The sequence below is a fragment of the Prevotella mikamonis genome (genome assembly GCF_055381405.1).
Window position 1 is genome coordinate 2,108,954 of the sequence record NZ_AP035785.1, and the last position, 19,309, is coordinate 2,128,262.

At 47.8% G+C, this 19,309-nt stretch carries 15 protein-coding genes and 1 tRNA gene; 8 read left to right on the top strand and 8 right to left on the bottom strand.

The window, feature by feature from the left end:
* Positions 1 to 46 precede the first annotated feature (46 nt).
* The gene (locus ACZ42L_RS08895; protein ID WP_464698437.1) at positions 47 to 1,723 is read right to left on the bottom strand and encodes a S41 family peptidase; all 1,677 of its coding nucleotides are present in this window, start codon (positions 1,721 to 1,723) and stop codon (positions 47 to 49) included.
* A 165-nt stretch (positions 1,724 to 1,888) separates the two neighbouring features.
* On the opposite strand from ACZ42L_RS08895, the gene ACZ42L_RS08900 reads away from it, so the two are divergent.
* A tRNA-Asn gene (locus tag ACZ42L_RS08900) sits at positions 1,889 to 1,962 on the top strand.
* A gap of 191 nt (positions 1,963 to 2,153) precedes the next feature.
* On the opposite strand, the gene ACZ42L_RS08905 is transcribed toward ACZ42L_RS08900, so the two are convergent.
* The 7 genes from ACZ42L_RS08905 to ACZ42L_RS08935 all read right to left on the bottom strand — a co-directional run bounded on the left by ACZ42L_RS08905 (position 2,154) and on the right by ACZ42L_RS08935 (position 10,496).
* Positions 2,154 to 2,573 (bottom strand): hypothetical protein, encoded by a 420-nt coding sequence (locus ACZ42L_RS08905; protein ID WP_464715876.1) that lies wholly within the window; start codon positions 2,571 to 2,573, stop codon positions 2,154 to 2,156.
* A gap of 81 nt (positions 2,574 to 2,654) precedes the next feature.
* Complete coding sequence (locus ACZ42L_RS08910; protein WP_464715877.1) at positions 2,655 to 4,610, bottom strand: beta-N-acetylglucosaminidase domain-containing protein; 1,956 nt, start codon at positions 4,608 to 4,610, stop codon at positions 2,655 to 2,657.
* 300 nt (positions 4,611 to 4,910) lie between these two features.
* Positions 4,911 to 6,032, bottom strand: a complete 1,122-nt coding sequence (locus tag ACZ42L_RS08915; protein ID WP_464698443.1) for a BspA family leucine-rich repeat surface protein — start codon at positions 6,030 to 6,032, stop codon at positions 4,911 to 4,913.
* Positions 6,033 to 6,581: 549 nt separating this feature from the next.
* Entirely contained in the window at positions 6,582 to 7,340 is a 759-nt protein-coding gene (locus tag ACZ42L_RS08920) for a succinate dehydrogenase/fumarate reductase iron-sulfur subunit (protein WP_464715878.1), read from the bottom strand.
* Between the two features lie 47 nt (positions 7,341 to 7,387).
* A complete protein-coding gene (locus ACZ42L_RS08925; protein WP_464715879.1) occupies positions 7,388 to 7,741 on the bottom strand; it encodes a four helix bundle protein in 354 nt (117 codons plus the stop codon).
* Positions 7,742 to 7,803: 62 nt separating this feature from the next.
* Entirely contained in the window at positions 7,804 to 9,786 is a 1,983-nt protein-coding gene (locus ACZ42L_RS08930; protein ID WP_464698451.1) for a fumarate reductase/succinate dehydrogenase flavoprotein subunit, read from the bottom strand.
* Between the two features lie 26 nt (positions 9,787 to 9,812).
* Positions 9,813 to 10,496: a succinate dehydrogenase/fumarate reductase cytochrome b subunit gene (locus ACZ42L_RS08935; RefSeq protein WP_464698453.1), complete on the bottom strand. Its 684-nt coding sequence runs from the start codon at positions 10,494 to 10,496 to the stop codon at positions 9,813 to 9,815.
* 288 nt (positions 10,497 to 10,784) lie between these two features.
* Here ACZ42L_RS08935 and mnmG point away from each other — a divergent pair, with 288 nt between their 5' ends.
* The 7 genes from mnmG to ACZ42L_RS08970 all read left to right on the top strand — a co-directional run bounded on the left by mnmG (position 10,785) and on the right by ACZ42L_RS08970 (position 19,290).
* The gene (mnmG, locus tag ACZ42L_RS08940; RefSeq protein WP_464715880.1) at positions 10,785 to 12,656 is read left to right on the top strand and encodes a tRNA uridine-5-carboxymethylaminomethyl(34) synthesis enzyme MnmG; all 1,872 of its coding nucleotides are present in this window, start codon (positions 10,785 to 10,787) and stop codon (positions 12,654 to 12,656) included.
* Positions 12,657 to 12,738: 82 nt separating this feature from the next.
* Positions 12,739 to 13,269: an adenine phosphoribosyltransferase gene (locus tag ACZ42L_RS08945; protein ID WP_464698456.1), complete on the top strand. Its 531-nt coding sequence runs from the start codon at positions 12,739 to 12,741 to the stop codon at positions 13,267 to 13,269.
* Between the two features lie 124 nt (positions 13,270 to 13,393).
* Positions 13,394 to 15,235, top strand: a complete 1,842-nt coding sequence (gene uvrC, locus ACZ42L_RS08950) for an excinuclease ABC subunit UvrC (RefSeq protein ID WP_464715881.1) — start codon at positions 13,394 to 13,396, stop codon at positions 15,233 to 15,235.
* 24 nt (positions 15,236 to 15,259) lie between these two features.
* Entirely contained in the window at positions 15,260 to 15,712 is a 453-nt protein-coding gene (gene dtd / locus ACZ42L_RS08955) for a D-aminoacyl-tRNA deacylase (RefSeq protein WP_464715882.1), read from the top strand.
* 29 nt (positions 15,713 to 15,741) lie between these two features.
* Positions 15,742 to 16,116 (top strand): nucleotide pyrophosphohydrolase, encoded by a 375-nt coding sequence (locus ACZ42L_RS08960; protein ID WP_464715883.1) that lies wholly within the window; start codon positions 15,742 to 15,744, stop codon positions 16,114 to 16,116.
* A gap of 131 nt (positions 16,117 to 16,247) precedes the next feature.
* On the top strand, positions 16,248 to 17,219 hold the full coding sequence (gene deoC, locus ACZ42L_RS08965) for a deoxyribose-phosphate aldolase (RefSeq protein WP_464715884.1): 972 nt from the start codon (positions 16,248 to 16,250) through the stop codon (positions 17,217 to 17,219).
* Between the two features lie 931 nt (positions 17,220 to 18,150).
* Positions 18,151 to 19,290, top strand: coding sequence for an acyltransferase family protein (locus ACZ42L_RS08970; RefSeq protein ID WP_464698465.1), 1,140 nt, complete (start codon positions 18,151 to 18,153; stop codon positions 19,288 to 19,290).
* Positions 19,291 to 19,309 lie beyond the last annotated feature (19 nt).

The following is a 19,309-nucleotide window of genomic DNA, read 5'->3' on the forward strand; positions in this document are numbered from 1 at the left end:
TAAAAAAGAACGGTAGCCCCCTACCGTCTCCATATACAGCGCCCAATTACTTCTTAGGGCTTAATATCTTGCTGTATTCTTCGGGCTGTCCCAGCAGTCGGAGAGCCTCTTTCATCGTCTTGTCGAATCGCAAGTCGAACTTGATACGGCCGGCCTGATAGTAATAGGCCGACACGATATTACGGCCCAGTTCCTGCATCAGCTCGTCTTTATTCTTATCCAAGTCCTTGACTATATTGTGGCTCAGCTTCTTCTCCAGATTGTCAAAGTCAGCTTTAGCATCATCGTAATATCCCTCGAACTTAGCCAGCTTGACCAGATTCTTCAGATATTTCACACTCTCACGGTCGTAGCTGAACTTGCTGTTGATGACGCGCTGGCGGAAATCCAGCCAGTCTTGCTGGCTCAGTTGGAACTCGGTGGGCGGAGCTATGGTCGGATGCTTGGCTATATACTCCTGCTCGTAGGTGAGCATCTGTTCGGTAGAGTCGATGATACCGGCATAGCCGCTGCGATTAGACAGGTAGAGCGTGAGGTTGGACAGGGTGTCGGGCTTCACCTCAACATCCGGTTTGATACCACCGCCATCGCGCACTTCGCGCCCACCGGCAGTGTAAAACACCTTCGTCAGCGAATCGGGAATATGCTCGGTATATTCACCACGCTTGTGCTTATAGTTGATGGCCTGGATGCAACGGCCACTGGGAATATAATACTTGTTGGTCGTGAGCTTCATCATACCGTTGTAGGGCATATCGAGGGTCATCTGTACGAGACCCTTGCCATAGGTGCGTGTACCCATGATTACGGCACGGTCAAGGTCTTGCAACGCCCCACTCGTAATCTCACTGGCGCTGGCCGAGTGGCCATCTACCAGCACGACGATGGGCATGACGGTATCAAGCGGCTCTACCGTAGTGCGGTAATCGTGATTCGACGACTTCTGCTTGCCACGGTTGGAAACAATCACCTTACCACTGGGTACAAAGAGATTCACGATGTTCACCGCTTCTTGTTCCAGTCCGCCACCGTTGCCCCGGAGGTCGAATACCAGCTGTTTCATACCGAGACCTTTAAGCTCTATGAACGCCTTGCGCACGTCTTTGGAGCATTTCTCGGTAAACGAATTGAGATTGATATAGCCCACGCCCGGTGTCACCATGCCGTAATAAGGCACGGCCGGCATCTGAATGGCACGACGGGTAATCTTCACCTTTACCACTTTTCCGGTAGACGGACGCTTGTATTTCAGGATAAAGCTCGTACCGGCCTCGCCTCTCAGATGATTGCTCACATAGTCGTTGGCCTTGTCTTCCATCGACTCATCGTCTATGGCCAGGATGATATCGCCTTTCTTCAAGCCTGCTTCGGCAGCCGGCATCCCTTCGTATGGTTCGTTGATGACTACTTTCTTCAGTTTGAAATTGTAGCTGATGATAGCGCCGATGCCCGCATACTTGCCCGTGAGAGCCATTTTAAACTCCTTGGTCTTGTCTTCCGGATAATATTCCGTATAGGGATCGAGCGAACTGAGCATGGCATTGATACCGTTACCGATGACGGTATTGGCATCGAGCGTGTCTACATAGAGCAAGTCGAGATTCTTGTAGAGCACGTTGAATACATCCAGATTCTTGGCTACATTAAAATTATGTTCCTTGTTACTCTGTGCCACGGCAGAAAGACTGGCCAGCAACAACAAGAGAGAAAGTATTTTCTTCATACGATTGGGTCTTGAAATATGAATTACAAAAGTACGATATTCCACCGGTATACCTCGCGAATCTGATAAAAATTATCATATTTTAGACTTATCGCATAATTTTATTCCCAAAAGTTTGGCGGTTTCAAAAAAACGCAATACCTTTGCATCGCAATTAGAAAACAGGCTTCAATAGCTCAGTTGGTTAGAGCACCTGACTGTTAATCAGGGGGTCGTTGGTTCAAGCCCATCTTGAAGCGCAAAGAGGATTACCGCAAGGTAGTCCTCTTTTTTGTTATACACATGCCGGTCACAGAGCCGTCAGAAAGATTCAAGACGTGTCGCCTGCAAATGCAACACCCCACCTCCTACCGCAATACGGGCAGAAAATGGGGTGTTCCCAGATTTATCGTAGAGACAGGCTCAATGGCCTATAAGCTGTCCATCCTGCCTATTTCACTTTCTTGAATCTAGCCACTTCTTCGTTGGAATCCGTGCGATACCAGACCATCTGTGAGCTGCTTAGCTCGTGGATATCGTACTCACCATGCACTTTGCTCGCACCGTCGTGGGTCTTACCGGTGAAGATAACGATATGGCCAGTATGGCCCACCACATAGTTGAGGGCTTTATTTTCCTTGATGTCGGGCCATCCCTTGACACGAAGCTCTATCCTTCCTGCCGTCGGAGACTCTGGGAAGAACGTGTATTCTGTCGTTCCAGCATCCATCACACCCGCATCGACCACCTGTCTCCAGATACCTCCGAGATTGCCGGTATCGAAATCGCCGTCATCACTGCTGCAAGAAGCGAAGGAGAGCAAAGCAGCAAACACCACCAGGAGGTTTCTCCAAAATTTAAATTGTTTCATAACAGGTATTATTTTAATGATTCTTGACTGGAAAACACTCACTATATCCAAACAGGAATGCACCACGACAGCAACCCGACATCAATTCAGCTTGGCAGCCAGATAGTCGAGGAAGGGACGCAAGACCTTAGCGGCCGGTTCGGCCGTACGGCTGCTCAATTCGATTTCCTCGCCCATTCCGTTGAGCACGTTGAACTGATAATGGGCATTATGCTCTATCTCTTTCACTGTCTTCTGCAACTTCTTCACCACGATAGCATTGCGCATCGAGGGCTGCATATCCACCTGTTCGAGCAACTGGAGTGTGAGATAGGCCATATCGCTCACCTTGTTCATCCAGGGATGAATGTCGGCATAGAAGATACTATCGGACTCGCAAGCCGACTTCTCCATCAAGTCTATCTGGCTACAAGCCTCCAACAGCTTCGTCATCTCGGCCTTCAGAGCCTGGCTATTGCCCGTCTGCTTATAGTCGTTCACCAGCGATGCCAACGGTTCGTTGTCGTAGTAGCGCAGATACTGTGTAAGATATTCGAAAGCAGGGGCTTTCTCCCTACCTACTACAGCGCGCACGGCAGCTTTGAAATCGGCCTCGTTGTCGAAGCCGGCATTGTTCCATCCATAGTCGCCCACACCGAAGAGAGCTATCTTCGAGGCTGCACCCTGCTGCATGGGATTAGAGATGAGCGCGCTCGCACCCTTCAGTTCGGCAGGCAACGTGGCCTTGCTGTCTATCCATTTCTCATCGGCAAAGTTGCCGTAAGTATCGCGTACAAAGAGCTTGGTCATGTCGTTGTCGTTGCAAGGATAGTTCCACCACCAGGCCAGTCCGCGTCCCAGTTCGCCTGACACTATCTCCAGATCTTTCGAGTTAGGCACTGTCCACACGGCAGCTCCCGTGATATAGACCACCACATTCTTGGGAGTGTTGCCCAGCGCATTGAAGAAATTCTTGCGCTTGTCTTCCTTCACCCATGAATAAGCATAGAGCTGGGGTACGAAGTTGATAGGCTTCACCGTGTCGGCAGGTGTCGTATAATGCCGATTCCATCGGTTTTCCACGGCATGCTGCACCTCCGTCAACCGCTCGGCATTGAGCTTTAGCGTAGGAGCGTCGCTCGGTACGCCCACATCGTCGACGAATACACCGAACTGACGGACGCCGAGTCCATACATCAGTTCAAACTTCTGCATGATTTTGTCAATCACCGTCGTCTCCTTGGGGTCGGTGAATGCCTTGCCGGGATGGATGGCCCAGATGAAGTTTACCTTGTTCTGGTGAGACACGTTCACGATGTCGCGCATCATATCTTCAGACAAGAAGCCGATAGCCTTCTGCTGTTCGGTAATCTTCTTGGGATAAGCCTCGGCCCACTTCTGCGAATGATAAGGGTCGCTCTTGGCACCATACATATAGGTATTCATCTTGTAGCGGGCCATGAAACGGAACAGGTCTTTCGTCACGTCGGCATTATAGGGCACACCATAATATCCTTCGATGACACCACGATACTGCACATCGGCATAATCATCAATGCGAACGCAGGGCAGATTCTTCGTACCGCGGTCCAGCATCTGTTCAAGCGAAGCCAGTCCACAGAACGTAGCATCGGTATTCTCGCCCAGAATGAGCACGGTGGCCGGTTTCCTGGCAGCACCAGTAAGCACAAGGATATGGCGGTCGAACTTGCCTTCGGCAGCCAACACCTTGCGGTCTAGCTTGAGCTTATTGGCCAGCTTGTCTCCATATCCCTTAGACTTATTCACGCCAAGGTAGACGGCCGACGTGTTGGACGGCGCTTTCTGATCTACAACGGCCTTCAAGCCTTTATCGGCCAGGATGGCCTTGGCCCGTTCAACCGTGGTCTGGTCGATGCCTCTATCGGCCACAATATACACTCTGTCAGTAAAAGAAGTTGTTCCCGTCATCGCTTTCTGGCTCTGCGTGACTGGGTAAATGGTGTAGACATTGTCTGCCCTGCCCACTAAAGAAAAGGCTACGGCAAACGCTGTCAACGCTAGATGCTTAATGTTCATGTCTTTAGGTCTTTGGTTTCTTTATGGCTACAAATATACAACTTTTTTATATTCCATCGAAATTCCGTACAAGTAATGATATATCTGTCCGTCTAATTATTCCGATTCCCACGATTGCTGTCTCTACATGCAGGGAGGCAAATAGCATCCCTAGCAGTTAATATCATAATTGTGTAAACAGCCTACTATTGCAAAACCGACGAGACATATAGCACACTAGGGACGCGACTTGTCGCGTCCCTAGTGCAATAAAACCACCTTTTCTTCAGAAGGAAGAACTTTTTGACCTATTGTGCAAGCCTATTTCTTCACCACTTTCTTTCCACTCACGATGTACACACCCTTGGGCAATGCCTCCCATGTTTGATTCATACGCACGCCTTGCAGATTGTAGATGGGTTGATGAGTGTCGGCAGGCAGTTGCTGAATGGTCTCGATACCAGTTGAAGTCTTCTTCTTGAAATAACCGTATTCGGGATTGGCCATTGATACATCCAATTGAAAGGGATTGTATCCCACCGCGCCTTGAAGCTTGGTGCTGCCTTGGAACATATCAATAGATTTCATACATTTCCATGTACTGTTGCAATAGATGGTGGTAAGAGCCGGACACTCTGCAAACATGAATGTCATATTTTCTACTTTTTCTGTATTGAAGTTCGACACGTCAAGTGTGGTCAAAGTAGAACAGTTAGAAAACATAAAGCTCATATCAGTTACGTTCTCAGTGTTGAAATGTGAAATATTGAGTGTAGGTAGAGAAGAACAGTTCAAGAACATAAAACCCATATTAGTTACCTTTCTGGTCTCAAAACCCAATATGTTTAGCGAGCGTAGAGCAGAACAATTCGAAAACATGGAGTACATATCGGTAACTTCGGACGTGTTGAAGTGTGAAAGGTCTAGCATGGACAAGGAAGAACAAGCTGCAAACATCTCGCTCATATTGGTTACTTTCTTAGTATCGAAACCTGACACATTGAGCGAAATTAAGGAAAAACAGCTGAAGAACATACAATTCATGTCGGTTACTTCAGAAGTATTAAGATACTCCATACCTTTGATTTGCTTCAACGTTGTACAACATGCAAACCAGTTTACAGTAGTTGTAGGACGGTAATCTTTAAACGAAGAGTCGAACACCACCAAAGTTGTAATTGCATTAGTATTATCAAGACTTCCTGCCCAAGTAGGATAAGAATACCCATCTTTATCTATTTTGGTATCATTGATACCATAAACAGCAGTACTGGTATGTTTACCTCTCTGCGTATCGTAATAGAAAGTAAGCGTCTTACCAGCATCACTTTTCACCACATAGGCTTCAGGCTGCTGCGCCAATGTGGGCAAGGCAAACATCATGGCAAACAACGCGACTACAGTCGCAAACAAGTTGCGTAAAGATTTTAGTTTCATCATCATTGAATCTATTTATGAGTTAATTAAAAAAATGTTCCGTGCAGCGACATGCCCCCTGTCGGTGCAACCGTCAGCCCACAGTTCCTTGCTGTCTACAGCAGTGAACAGAGGCATTCGGAAAGTCATGGACGCAGCTTCGGCGTGCGTCATTTTATGCACAGATAGACATTTGAGTGTGCAAAGATAATCAAAAATTTGGAATTATTCCCACTTCTCTTGCCGTATTTGCAGTTTACCACCATGCAGCCTATACTTCTTCAATGCTTCACGAAAGCGAGTAGACGGAAACATCACTCGGCCACACGGATTTTACTGCAAGGCCTCGGCAGTACTCCTGCAAAGGCTCGGCAGCAATGCTGACAAGGCCTTGCAGCGATGCTGCAAAGCCCCTGCACTCTGACAACGAAAATGGACAGGTGGACAAGACTGCCTACATGGTCGGCTAAAGGTTTAGAGTCTAGCATGAGAAATGGGAATACCAGAGCTGCCAGGGCATAAAAAAACCTCCCAAATCTGGCAGATAAGGGAGGTTTCGTATTATTAAAATGGTGGTTAATCGCCCATCTTTGCCACGATATACTCGCGGTTCAGGCGAGCAATATTGGCAATGCTCTCGTTCTTGGGGCATACAGCCTCGCAAGCACGGGTATTGGTACAGTTACCGAATCCCAGCTCGTCCATGCGGGCAATCATAGCCTTGGCACGCTTAGCAGCTTCGGGACGGCCCTGTGGCAACAGTGCCAACTGGCTTACCTTAGAGCTTACGAAAAGCATGGCAGAACCATTCTTGCAGGCAGCCACACACGCACCACAACCGATACATGTAGCGCAGTCCATTGCTTCGTCGGCATTATCCTTCGGTATCAGGATAGCATTGGCATCCTGAGCCTGTCCGGTGCGGATGGTGGTATAACCACCGGCCTGGATGATTTTGTCGAAAGCCGAACGGTCTACCATACAGTCTTTGATGACAGGGAAACCTGCTGAGCGCCACGGCTCTACGGTGATAACGTCGCCATCGTTGAAACGACGCATGTAGAGCTGACAGGTAGTAGCGCCACGCTCGGTCTTTCCGTGAGGAACACCGTTGATATAGAGCGAGCACATACCGCAGATACCCTCACGGCAGTCGTGGTCGAAAACGAAAGGCTCTTGGCCTTCTTCAATCAATTCCTCATTGAGAATGTCGAGCATTTCGAGGAATGATGTATCGTCAGGAATATCCTTCATTTCACGTGAATCGAAGTGTCCCTTGGCTGTAGGACCATTCTGACGCCAATATTTGATTGTGAAACTAATATTCTTTGCCATATTCTGTTAGTTTATGAGTTTATGAGTCTGTGAGTTTATGAGTTCTCTTAATGCTTAAGTGTATAAATCAATGAGGAGAGCATCTTGTTGACTTCTTCATTCTGATGTATCAACTGATTACCAACTTCATTGTCTATCAGCCTTAATTGCTGTGCAAGAATCAACTGCGTATCAAGTTCATTCGACGAACCTAGCGATATATAGAGGAAGTGTATATGCTCTCTGGCGGACTCACGTCCATATCCTTCGGCTATATTCGAGGGAATAGAGACTGCATATCTGCGTATCTGACTGGTAAAACCAAACCGCTCTTCGACAGGAAAAGAGACCGTAATCTCGTATATTCGCTGCACCAGAGCCATGCTCTTTTGCCAAACCGAAAGGTCTTTGTATATGCTCATCCTTCTCTATGGTTCTGATTCTCCACAACAGCAAGAACTCAAAAACTTAAGAACTCAAAAACTTAATTTTTATAATTTCGTGTTTGTACCTTGATAGCCTCATACTCCAATGGCTCTTTCAGAAGCACGGGAGTGGTGTGGTCATCGTTCTGATATTCCCAACAACCTACGTAGAAGAAGTTCTCGTCGTCGCGCTTAGCTTCGCCTTCTTCTGTCTGGTACTCCTCGCGGAAGTGACCACCGCAGCTCTCATTACGAGAAAGGGCATCGTTGGCAACAAGCTCACCCATGAGGATGAAGTCGCGCAAATGGATGGCTTTGTCAAGCTCGATGTTCAAACCTTCCTTAGTACCAGGAATGAAGAGGTTGGTATCGAATTCCTTACGAAGCTCTTTCATCTTCTCCAAACCGGTCTTCAGGCCTTCGGCTGTACGCCCCATACCAACGTACTCCCACATGATGTGGCCGAGTTCCTTATGGAGAGAGTCAACAGAACGCTTACCCTGGATGCCCATCAGGCGATCAATTTCGTCGCTGACATTCTTCTCTGCCTCAACAAATTCGGGCAGATCGGTAGAAAGACGAGGCCAGATAGCCTGGTCGGCCAGGTAATTCTGAATGGTATAAGGCAATACGAAGTAACCGTCGGCCAGTCCCTGCATCAGGGCAGATGCACCCAAACGGTTAGCACCGTGGTCGGAGAAGTTACACTCACCGATAGCAAACAGACCCGTGATAGAGGTCATCAACTCGTAGTCTACCCAGATACCACCCATCGTATAGTGGATAGCAGGATAAATCATCATAGGCTTATAATACTTCACGCCATTGATTTCGTTAGCCAATTCGCCGGGGAATACATCGTTGATTTCCTCGTACATCTCGAAGAGGTTGCCGTAACGCTGCATGATTTCATCGAGACCGAGACGGTTGATAGACTCTGAAAAGTCGAGGAATACGGCCAGACCAGTGTTGTTAACACCAAAACCCTTGTCGCAACGCTCCTTGGCAGCACGTGAAGCCACGTCGCGGGGAACGAGGTTACCGAATGCCGGATAGCGACGCTCCAAATAGTAGTCGCGGTCTTCTTCGGGGATTTCCCATCCTTGCTTAGTTCCGGCCTGCAATGCCTTTGCATCTTCGAGCTTCTTGGGAACCCAGATACGGCCGTCGTTACGCAGAGACTCCGACATCAATGTCAGCTTAGACTGCTTGTCGCCGTGTACAGGAATACAAGTGGGGTGAATCTGAACGTAAGAAGGATTGGCCATGTAAGCACCCTTGCGGTAGCACTGGATGGCAGCTGTGCAGTTGCAACCCATCGCATTGGTAGACAAGAAGTAGGCATTACCGTAACCACCCGTAGCGATAACCACTGCATTGGCAGAGAATCTTTCGAGCTTGCCCGTTACCAAGTTCTTTGCAATGATACCGCGAGCACGACCGTCTACGATTACAACGTCTTCCATCTCGTAACGTGTATAGAGCTTCACCTTGCCCTTTTCTATCTGGCAACTCAATGAAGAGTAAGCGCCGAGAAGGAGCTGCTGGCCGGTCTGGCCCTTGGCATAGAATGTACGTGACACCTGTGCACCACCGAATGAACGGTTGGCCAACATACCGCCGTATTCGCGAGCAAAGGGAACTCCCTGTGCTACACACTGGTCGATGATGTCGTTGCTCACTTCTGCGAGACGATAGACGTTGGCCTCACGGGCACGATAGTCGCCACCTTTCACTGTATCATAGAACAGACGATAGATAGAGTCGCCGTCGTTCTGATAGTTCTTGGCAGCATTGATACCTCCCTGTGCAGCGATAGAGTGTGCACGACGGGGAGAGTCTTGGATACAGAAATTCAAAACATTGAAACCCATCTCGCCGAGAGAAGCAGCAGCACTGGCACCGGCCAATCCTGTACCTACAACAATGACGTCGAGTTTCAATTTATTCTTAGGGTTCACCAGGCGCTGGTGAGCCTTATAATTGGTCCACTTCTCGGCCACTGGGCCTTCGGGAATTCTAGAATCTATTAGTTTAGCCATAATCGAATTAGTTTAAAGTTAATAGGTTATGCGGCACAAAGACTGGGAGCACAACCGAATGCAAAGGCCAATACCACAACGAGGAAACCGAGCATCAGCAAGGTAGTATATACCCAACCGATAAGCTTCCAACGGTTGAACCAAATCTTACCGCTGACACCGAGCGTCTGCATAGAACTCCAGAAGCCGTGAGACAGGTGGAACCAGATGGCAACGATCCAGATAACATACAGAACCACGAATACAGGATTGGCAAATGTTTCCTGAATCCATGCGAATCCGTCGGAAGGAGAATGGAGAGCCTCCATGCCCACAAGCTCGGCAAACATCATGTTGTACCAGAAGTTGTAGAGGTGCAGCAACAGACCCAACAAAATGATGATACCGAGTACCAACATGTTTTGGCTGGCCCACTCTACCTTTTCAGGACGAGCAGTCACTGCATAACGCTCTTCGCCACGAGCACGACGATTCTGTGCCGTCAAGATGAAAGCATAAACGATGTGGAACACGGCCAGGACAGCCAAACCGAGCGTAGCTACGATAGCATACCAGTTTGCACCCAGAAGTTCACAAATCATATTGTAGCCCTCTCCGGAGAACAGAGCCACAATGTTCATGCACAAGTGGAATGTCAGGAAAAGCATCAACGCAACGCCCGTTACAGACATCACTACCTTCCTGCCAATAGATGAATTGATTAACCACATAAATGATTGAAATTTAATTATTTAACTGATTGAAAATATTTCCACAACTCATATTGACAAAGTTTTACACAGACGTAAAACGTCGCCCCAGATACTTTGATATAGGTATATATACCCACATAGTAGGTTGCAAAAATACTATAATTTAGTGATTAATCAAAAGGAATTCATAAAAAATCGGATTTTATTTGCTACTTTTGCGGAAAACAACGAGGGACTATTCTTTGACATATCTCACACCCAATAGTACCCCTTTGTCAAACTTATAAATTTCAGGGAAAAGAACGGATGAACTTCCAGTATGACGTCATTGTGATTGGAGGAGGACACGCGGGATGCGAAGCAGCCGTGGCATCAGCCAACTTAGGAGCCAAGACATGCCTCATCACAATGGACATGAACAAGATTGCACAGATGAGTTGTAATCCCGCTGTGGGCGGAATTGCTAAAGGACAGATAGTACGCGAAATCGACGCTCTCGGCGGAGAGATGGGACATGTGACCGACGCTACGGCCATCCAGTTTCGCATGTTGAACCGCGGAAAAGGACCAGCAGTATGGAGTCCGCGCGCTCAATGTGATCGCGGGAAGTTCATTTGGAAATGGCGAGAGATATTAGACCACACCGACCATCTGGACATTTGGCAAGACCAGGCAGACGAGCTGTTCGTTGAAGGTGGGCAGGCAGTCGGCGTACGCACTGTTTGGGGCGTAGAGTTCCGTGCACGCTGCGTCATCGTTACCGCCGGAACATTCCTCAACGGCCTCATGCACATAGGCCGCCATCAATATCCCGGTGGGCGATGTGCCGAACCCGCTGTACCCCACTTCACCGAAAGCATCACCCGATGGGGCATCCGTTCTGAGCGTATGAAGACCGGAACTCCCGTAAGAATTGACCGAAGAACGGTACACTTCGAAGATATGGAAGTGCAAGACGGCGAACAAGACTTCCACCAATTTAGTTATATGGGCCCACACCGACAACTTAAACAGTTGCCATGCTGGACTTGCTACACCACTCCGGAGTCCCACGAAGTGCTCCGTAGCGGATTGGCTGATTCTCCCCTCTTCAACGGACAGATTCAGAGTACCGGCCCACGATATTGCCCGTCGGTCGAAACCAAACTTGTCACATTCCCCGACAAAGACCAACACCCCTTATTCCTAGAACCCGAAGGAGAAGATACCAACGAAATGTATCTCAATGGTTTTTCTTCCAGCATGCCTATGGACATACAGTTGGATGCCATCCATCAGATTCCCGCACTACGGGATGCCAAGATTTACCGACCGGGCTATGCCATCGAATACGACTATTTCGACCCGACTCAACTCAAACACTCGCTCGAATCGAAACTAGTAGACGGTCTTTTCTTCGCCGGACAGGTAAACGGGACTACCGGATATGAGGAAGCCGGAGGACAAGGAGCTGTTGCCGGCATCAATGCAGCATTGAAATGTGGCGGCAGCGAACCATTTATCATGCACCGAGACGAATCGTATATCGGCGTCTTAATCGACGACCTGACCACCAAAGGGGTCGACGAACCCTACCGTATGTTTACGTCTCGTGCTGAATACAGAATTCTATTGCGCCAGGACGATGCCGATGCCAGACTCACAGAGCGGTCGTACGAACTAGGTTTGGCTACCCGCGAACGTTACGACTGGTGGCTCAAAAAGAAAGAAGGCATCGATAGAATCATTCGTTTCTGCGAAGATTTACCCATCAAAGCAAGCGACATCAACGCACAATTAGAAGCTATCGGCACTACACCTTTGCGTGCCGGATGCAAACTCATCGACCTCATTGCGCGTCCTCACCTATCTCTCAGCAATCTATCTGAGATTATACCATCCCTTAAAGAAGTTATCGAGCCTATCGACGAAAGACGCGAAGAAATCGCGGAATCAGCAGAAATCAAGATGAAGTATAAGGGATATATTGAGCGCGAAAGAATGGTTGCCGACAAGATGCACCGCCTGGAAGACATTAAAATAAAAGGTAGATTCAACTATCAAGAACTTCATGAGATAAGCACAGAAGGTAGACAGAAGCTCGAACGCATCGACCCTGAGACACTGGCAGAAGCCAGCAGAATACCAGGTGTCTCGCCTAGCGACATCAACGTAATGCTGATACTTCTCGGAAGATAAGTTTCACGTGAAACAAAGAGGCTAAAACAAAATATCTAAACTATTCAATTACAATGAATTATAACATAAACTAAATAACAAAATGAACAATCAACTATTATTGGACAATCTCCGTTGCATTCCAGATTGGCCGATTAAAGGAGTTAATTTCCGAGATGTCACCACCCTATTCAAAAGTCCTGATTGCATCAAAGAAATCAGCGATGAGATGTATGATCTCTACAAAGACAAGGGTATTACAAAGATTGTCGGTATCGAGAGTCGTGGATTCGTGATGTCTACAGCCGTTGCCATTCGATTAAATGCGGGCGTTGTACTATGTCGCAAGCCAGGGAAACTTCCTTGCGAGACCGTACAAGAGAGCTACGACAAGGAATACGGAACAGACACCATCGAGATTCACAAGGATGCCATCAATGAAAACGACGTCATTTTACTGCACGACGACCTTCTGGCCACAGGCGGAACAATGAAAGCAGCATGCGACCTCGTCAAGAAGTTCCACCCCAAGAAGATTTATTGCAACTTCATTATCGAGCTTATCAACGAAGGCTTGAACGGCAGAGAATCTTTTGATAAAGATATAGAGATAACTTCTCTGATACAAATCTAGAAGAACTTTCATCATAACCCTCTCCCACCGAGAGGGTCTTTTTGTTTCATAAAGAGTGGCGCACCGTTATAGTTTCACGTGAAACTTTAACCACTTAAAGTTCTTGATACGAAGGAGTTAACACATGAACAAGGAAGAGAATCAGCAAAGAATAGAGCGTCTGAAGAACATAGTATTGAATATGCCGGAGAAACCTGGCAGCTATCAATTCTATGATGATAATCATACCATTATATACGTAGGGAAGGCCAAGAACCTCAAAAGGCGCGTTACATCCTACTTCCACAAAGAAGTAGACCGATTCAAGACCAAAGTTCTCGTTTCAAAGATTTATGATATCAGCTACACGGTAGTCAATACCGAGGAAGATGCCCTGTTACTAGAAAACAGCCTCATCAAGAAATACAATCCCCGCTATAATGTATTATTGAAAGACGGAAAGACTTATCCCAGCATCTGTATCACTAATGAATACTTTCCACGCATCTTCAAAACCCGTCAAATAAACCGTAAATATGGCACTTACTACGGTCCATTTCCCCATATCAGCAGCATGTATGCCGTGCTAGACCTCATCAAGAAGCTATACAAACCACGCACATGCCGACAACCTATCACCAAAGAAGGAATTGCAGCCCATAAATACAAACCCTGCCTGGAATATCATATCCACAACTGCGATGCCCCTTGTATAGGCAAACAGAGCTACGAGGAGTATCAACAAAACATGAATCAGGCACGCGAAATCCTCAAAGGCAACACGCGAGAGGTGGGAAAATGGCTCTACGAACTGATGATGAAGAATGCCGAACTGATGAAATTCGAGGTGGCACAGGAACTGAAAATCAAGTATCAACTCCTCAATGAATTCGTCTCCAAGAGCGAGGTTGTGAGCTATACGATAGACGATGTCGACGTCTTTACAATCGTTGACGACGACCACAACCGCAATGCTTTCATCAACTACATCCACGTCAGGAAAGGCACTATCAATCAAAGTTTCACCTATGAGTACAAACGCAAGCTCGATGAAAGCGACGAGGAGTTGCTCATCACTGCCATTCCAGAGATTCGCGAACGTTTTGGAAGCACCGCCAAAGAGATTATCGTGCCTTTTGAAATGGAATGGAAACTGAAAGACGCCGAATTCTTTGTACCTCAACGAGGCGACAAAAAACATCTGCTCGACCTCTCTGAAATGAATGGAAAACAGTACAAATTCGACCGTCTCAAGCAGGCCGAGAAGCTGAATCCGGAGCAAAAGCAGACCCGCCTGATGAAAGAATTACAGCAAAAGCTACAACTACCCAAACTGCCCTATCAGATAGAATGTTTCGACAACTCCAATATCAGCGGTACAGACGCCGTTGCCGGATGTATCGTATTCAAGGGTATGAAACCCTCGAAGAAAGACTATCGCAAGTACAACATCCGCACCGTCAGCGGACCAGACGACTATGCCTCCATGCAAGAGGTTGTCAGACGCCGCTACAGCCGCATGATAGAAGAGAAAACACCCCTCCCCGACCTCATTATTACCGATGGCGGAAAGGGCCAGATGGAGGTAGTCCGCGAGGTAGTAGAGGACGAATTACACCTGCAAATACCCATTGCCGGACTGGCCAAAGACGATCGTCACCGCACCAATGAACTACTCTACGGATTCCCCCCGAAAGTCATCGGCATGAAGACCGACTCTGAACTATTCCACATCCTCACACGCATACAAGACGAAGTGCACCGCTACGCCATCACATTCCACCGCGACAAGCGCAGCAAACATGCTCTCCACAGCGAGTTAGACGACATCAAAGGCATCGGACCGAAGACCAAGGAAACCCTTATCAAAGAGTTTAAGAGCGTCAAAAAGATACGTGAGGCCAGCCTCGAAGCACTCACCACAGCGGTCGGCAGTGCCAAGGCTACCATCATCAACGAATATTTCAGTAACAAGTTGGCTGACTAAAATAAATTCTTTACCTTTGTCAATATGAGAATTGTCATACAGCGTGTACAGCACGCATCTGTCACTATCGACTCGGAAGTAAAATCTGCTATCGATCAAGGCTACCTCATCCTACTAGGCGTGGAATCCACTGATACACAGGAAGATGCAGACTGGCTGGCGAAGAAAGTTATCGGCTTGCGCGTCTTCGACGACGAAAACCACATCATGAACCGCTCCATTCAGGATATAGAAGGTAATATACTGGTTATCAGCCAGTTCACCCTCTTTGCCAGTTACAAGAAAGGCAATCGTCCCTCATGGCTTCGCGCAGCCCCCCACGACATCAGCATCCCACTCTACGAGTATTTCTGCCGACAGTTGGAAGCCTTGCTCGGCCGCTCCATAGGAACAGGCGAATTCGGCGCCGACATGAAGGTTGAACTGCTCAACGACGGCCCTGTAACGATATGTATGGACAGCAAAAACAGGGAATAAGCATATTTTTGCAAAGCAAATAAGGCAATATGGAAGAGAAAAATAAAGATATAACAGGGCTTCGCGAGGCCCAACGACAGGTGGACGAATGGATTCACACTTACGGAGTGCGCTATTTCAGCGAACTCACCAACATGGCTTGCCTCACCGAAGAGGTGGGCGAACTGGCCAGAGTGATGGCCCGCCTGTATGGCGACCAGAGTTTCAAAGCCGGCGAAAAGCCCAACTTAGGCGAAGAGATGGCCGATATATTCTGGGTGCTATGCTGCCTGGCCAACCAAACAGGTGTAGATTTGGCCGATGAATTCAGTAAAAGCATGAAGAAAAAGACCAACAGAGACAAAGACAGGCACAAGAATCTCGCCCCTGCCCCATCGTCTAAAGAGCCGGAAGACCAAAGATAAATCTGCCAGCCTCATAAGACCAGTGAATCTTACAGCACAAACCAGTCCGATATAAGTAAAAAATATAATAACAATGCCTCTCTACCTATCTCCCCGGAGAAGGATGTACGAGGCCTCAAAGCAATCAATTTATGGCATACACAAAAGACATTGAACCCACGGTTCACAATCATCACGACCACGAACACCATCATCACGAGCATCATCATATCTTCAAAGAGCAGAGCAAGTATGATGAAGTGCTCGCCAAGTACAACACACAGCTCAACGACCAGGAAATAAGCGAGGCCGTGAAGAAAATCATTGCCGAAAAGGCACATGAGAACGATACCCTCGACGTGAAGAAATTCCTTTTCGGAAGCATCGAACTGACATCGCTCAGCACCACCGACACCGAAGAGCAGATTCTCGCCATGACAGAGAAGGTCAACCAGTTTGCAACCGTATATCCCGACCTCCCCCACGTCGCTACCATCGTCACCTATCCCCGCTTCTGCCGCCTGGTTAGCGAATCGCTGGAAGTAGAAGGTGTGGAAGTAACCACCGTGACGGGCGATTTCCCACACTCTCAGACGTTTATCGAGGTCAAGACGATAGAGACCTCACTCGCCTTGAAAGACGGCGCTACAGAGATTGATATCGTGTTGCCCGTGGGCAAGTTCCTCAGCGAAGACTACGAGGGCGTGGCCGATGACATCAGCGAGCTTAAGGAAGTATGTGGCGAGCATGCCATGAAGGTCATCCTGGAGACCGGCGACCTCAAGACAGCATCCAACATCAAGAAGGCTTCCATCATTGCCATGTACTCCGGCGCCGACTATATCAAGACATCTACCGGCAAGGAGAAAGTCAGTGCCACTCCCGAATCGGTGTATGTCATGTGCCAGGCCATTAAGGAATACTACGATCAGACCGGTATACAGATAGGTTTAAAGCCCGCAGGAGGCATCAACACCGTTATGGATGCCATTATATACTACAGCATCGTAAAAGAGGTTCTGGGCGAAAAATGGCTCACCAACAAGTGGTTCCGCCTTGGAACAAGCCGTTTGGCCAATCTGCTCTTGAGCGAAATCGAGGGCACGGAGACGAAGTTCTTTTAATTTTGTGAGTTGATGAGTTTTTAAGTTTGTGAGTTTTTGGGTTCATATATTGTTCACTTGCAAACTTAAAAACTCACAAACCCATCAACTCAATACCCCCAAAACCTACTATTCTGTTTAGACAAAAGACCATCCAAAGGTGGAAAGTCTGGAAAGGTCGATAGGAACGGTATACCGTCTAATAACTCACAAACTCATCGACTTCATTTACTGCAAGGCCTTGGCAGAATCGCTGCCTAGACTCTGCAGCATTCCTGTTTGGCCTCTGCAGCAACGCTGCAAAGGCTTTGCAGTAATTTGAGTTTATAAGTTCATGAGTTTGAGAATTGAGAGTTGAGAATTGACAATTGAAAATTAGCTAGATAAAAGTGATAATTATTTCCCGTTTGTCCTACAACTCAAAAACTCATGAACTCAAAAACTTACTCGTCATATGGAGTACCTATCGGCACTCCTTCTTTATTCTTCCTCATTATCCGACGGTTGGAGCAAAGCGGAAACCGTAGAAAAGTATGTGCATGGAACAGTAGGGACGCGGCATGCCGCGTCCGATAAGCACTCCACATTGATAATTGAGAATCAACCTAAAAACATCCAAAGGGCGAATATAATTCGCCCCTACAAGCAGCAATGAACACTACTTGCGGACGCGGCATGCCACGTCCCTACAATCCAACTAAACCTTTACCTAATGAATGATCAACTATCAATTGTCAACTATCAATTATCAACTCACCCCCCTGAATATATCTTTTGTCCCTTATGTTCTTATGTCTAAACATCATCAGAAGGGTGAATAGCATTCAACCAATGGCAACCTTGGTGCAGAAATTTAGAATTTATAAGATATAAACCAATACTTTTTCTGCCGACAATCGAAATAAATATAGCGAAAAATACTTAACTTTGCCACTATAATCCAATAACTACCATGACTTCCAATACTACATCCAACAAGCCTCAGCGCCTGCAATCGCTCGACGTACTGCGCGGTTTCGATATGGCGTGTCTCGTACTCATTCAGCCCATCCTGTATCATTTCCTGGAAATAGCCAAGCCTGCCGAGGGTACATTCGGTGGATTCCTATACGGCCAGGTAACCCATGTGCGATGGGAGGGCTTCTGTTTTTGGGACATCATCATGCCCCTCTTCATGTTCATGTCGGGCATCACGATTCCCTTTGCCTTTTCCCGTCAGAAGCGGGAAGGTGCAGATGCCTCGTTCTATCGCCGGCTGCTGAAGCGATTTCTGATACTTTGGGGCGTTGGAATGGTGGTTCAGGGCAATCTGCTGGCCCTCGACTGGCATCAACTCCATTTCTATTCCAATACCTTGCAGAGTATTGCCGTGGGCTATGTGGTGACGTCCCTACTCTTCGTCCTCACTTCCCGGCGCACACAGATAGCCGTCGTAGCAGCCTGTTTCATTGCCTACATGGCCGTATTCGCCCTCTGGGGCAATATGGACTTCACCATCGGCAAGAACATTGCCGAAGCTATCGACATAACCATCTTGGGCGTCTTCCGCGACGGCATGAACTGGAACGGCACGACATGGACCGTCGACCCGACCTACAACTATACATGGATACTGAGCAGTCTCAACTTCATTGTGACGGTCTATCTGGGTTGCTGGGCAGGATACATCCTCAAATCGACCGACACGGCAAAGCAGAAGCTGCAAAGACTGTGCATCGTGGGCACAGCACTGACCGTTGCCGCACTGGCCATGAACCCCGTCTTCCCCATCATCAAGCACATCTGGTCCAGCTCCATGACGCTGTTTGCCGGGGGCATCTGCTTCCTGCTCATGGCGCTGTTCTTCTACGTGGTCGACATGCGCGGCTGGAACAAGGGTACACAGTGGCTCAAATACTACGGCATGAACTCGCTCGCAGCCTATTTCCTGGGCGAATATCTGAACTTCAGGTCGATACCCAATTCACTTCTCTACGGGCTGGAACAGTTTCTGGGCGAGTATTATCCCGTTGTCGGCACGGCTGCCAACGTCGGCATCGTCTACCTCATCATCCGCTGGATGTACAAGCAAGGCATTTTCATCAAAGCATAATCACGAACAGATAATCTTA

Bases quoted from the DNA above. Each gene is read 5' to 3' on its own strand.
- ACZ42L_RS08920 (WP_464715878.1), bottom strand. From the start codon at position 7,340: ATGGCAAAGAATATTAGTTTCACAATCAAATATTGGCGTCAGAATGGT.
- ACZ42L_RS08915 (WP_464698443.1), bottom strand. From the start codon at position 6,032: ATGATGATGAAACTAAAATCTTTACGCAACTTGTTTGCGACTGTAGTC.
- deoC (WP_464715884.1), top strand. From the start codon at position 16,248: ATGGCATACACAAAAGACATTGAACCCACGGTTCACAATCATCACGAC.
- ACZ42L_RS08925 (WP_464715879.1), bottom strand. From the start codon at position 7,741: ATGAGCATATACAAAGACCTTTCGGTTTGGCAAAAGAGCATGGCTCTG.
- uvrC (WP_464715881.1), top strand. From the start codon at position 13,394: ATGAACAAGGAAGAGAATCAGCAAAGAATAGAGCGTCTGAAGAACATA.
- ACZ42L_RS08935 (WP_464698453.1), bottom strand. From the start codon at position 10,496: ATGTGGTTAATCAATTCATCTATTGGCAGGAAGGTAGTGATGTCTGTA.
- ACZ42L_RS08895 (WP_464698437.1), bottom strand. From the start codon at position 1,723: ATGAAGAAAATACTTTCTCTCTTGTTGTTGCTGGCCAGTCTTTCTGCC.
- ACZ42L_RS08945 (WP_464698456.1), top strand. From the start codon at position 12,739: ATGAACAATCAACTATTATTGGACAATCTCCGTTGCATTCCAGATTGG.
- ACZ42L_RS08970 (WP_464698465.1), top strand. From the start codon at position 18,151: ATGACTTCCAATACTACATCCAACAAGCCTCAGCGCCTGCAATCGCTC.
- ACZ42L_RS08930 (WP_464698451.1), bottom strand. From the start codon at position 9,786: ATGGCTAAACTAATAGATTCTAGAATTCCCGAAGGCCCAGTGGCCGAG.
- ACZ42L_RS08910 (WP_464715877.1), bottom strand. From the start codon at position 4,610: ATGAACATTAAGCATCTAGCGTTGACAGCGTTTGCCGTAGCCTTTTCT.
- ACZ42L_RS08960 (WP_464715883.1), top strand. From the start codon at position 15,742: ATGGAAGAGAAAAATAAAGATATAACAGGGCTTCGCGAGGCCCAACGA.
- dtd (WP_464715882.1), top strand. From the start codon at position 15,260: ATGAGAATTGTCATACAGCGTGTACAGCACGCATCTGTCACTATCGAC.
- ACZ42L_RS08905 (WP_464715876.1), bottom strand. From the start codon at position 2,573: ATGAAACAATTTAAATTTTGGAGAAACCTCCTGGTGGTGTTTGCTGCT.
- mnmG (WP_464715880.1), top strand. From the start codon at position 10,785: ATGAACTTCCAGTATGACGTCATTGTGATTGGAGGAGGACACGCGGGA.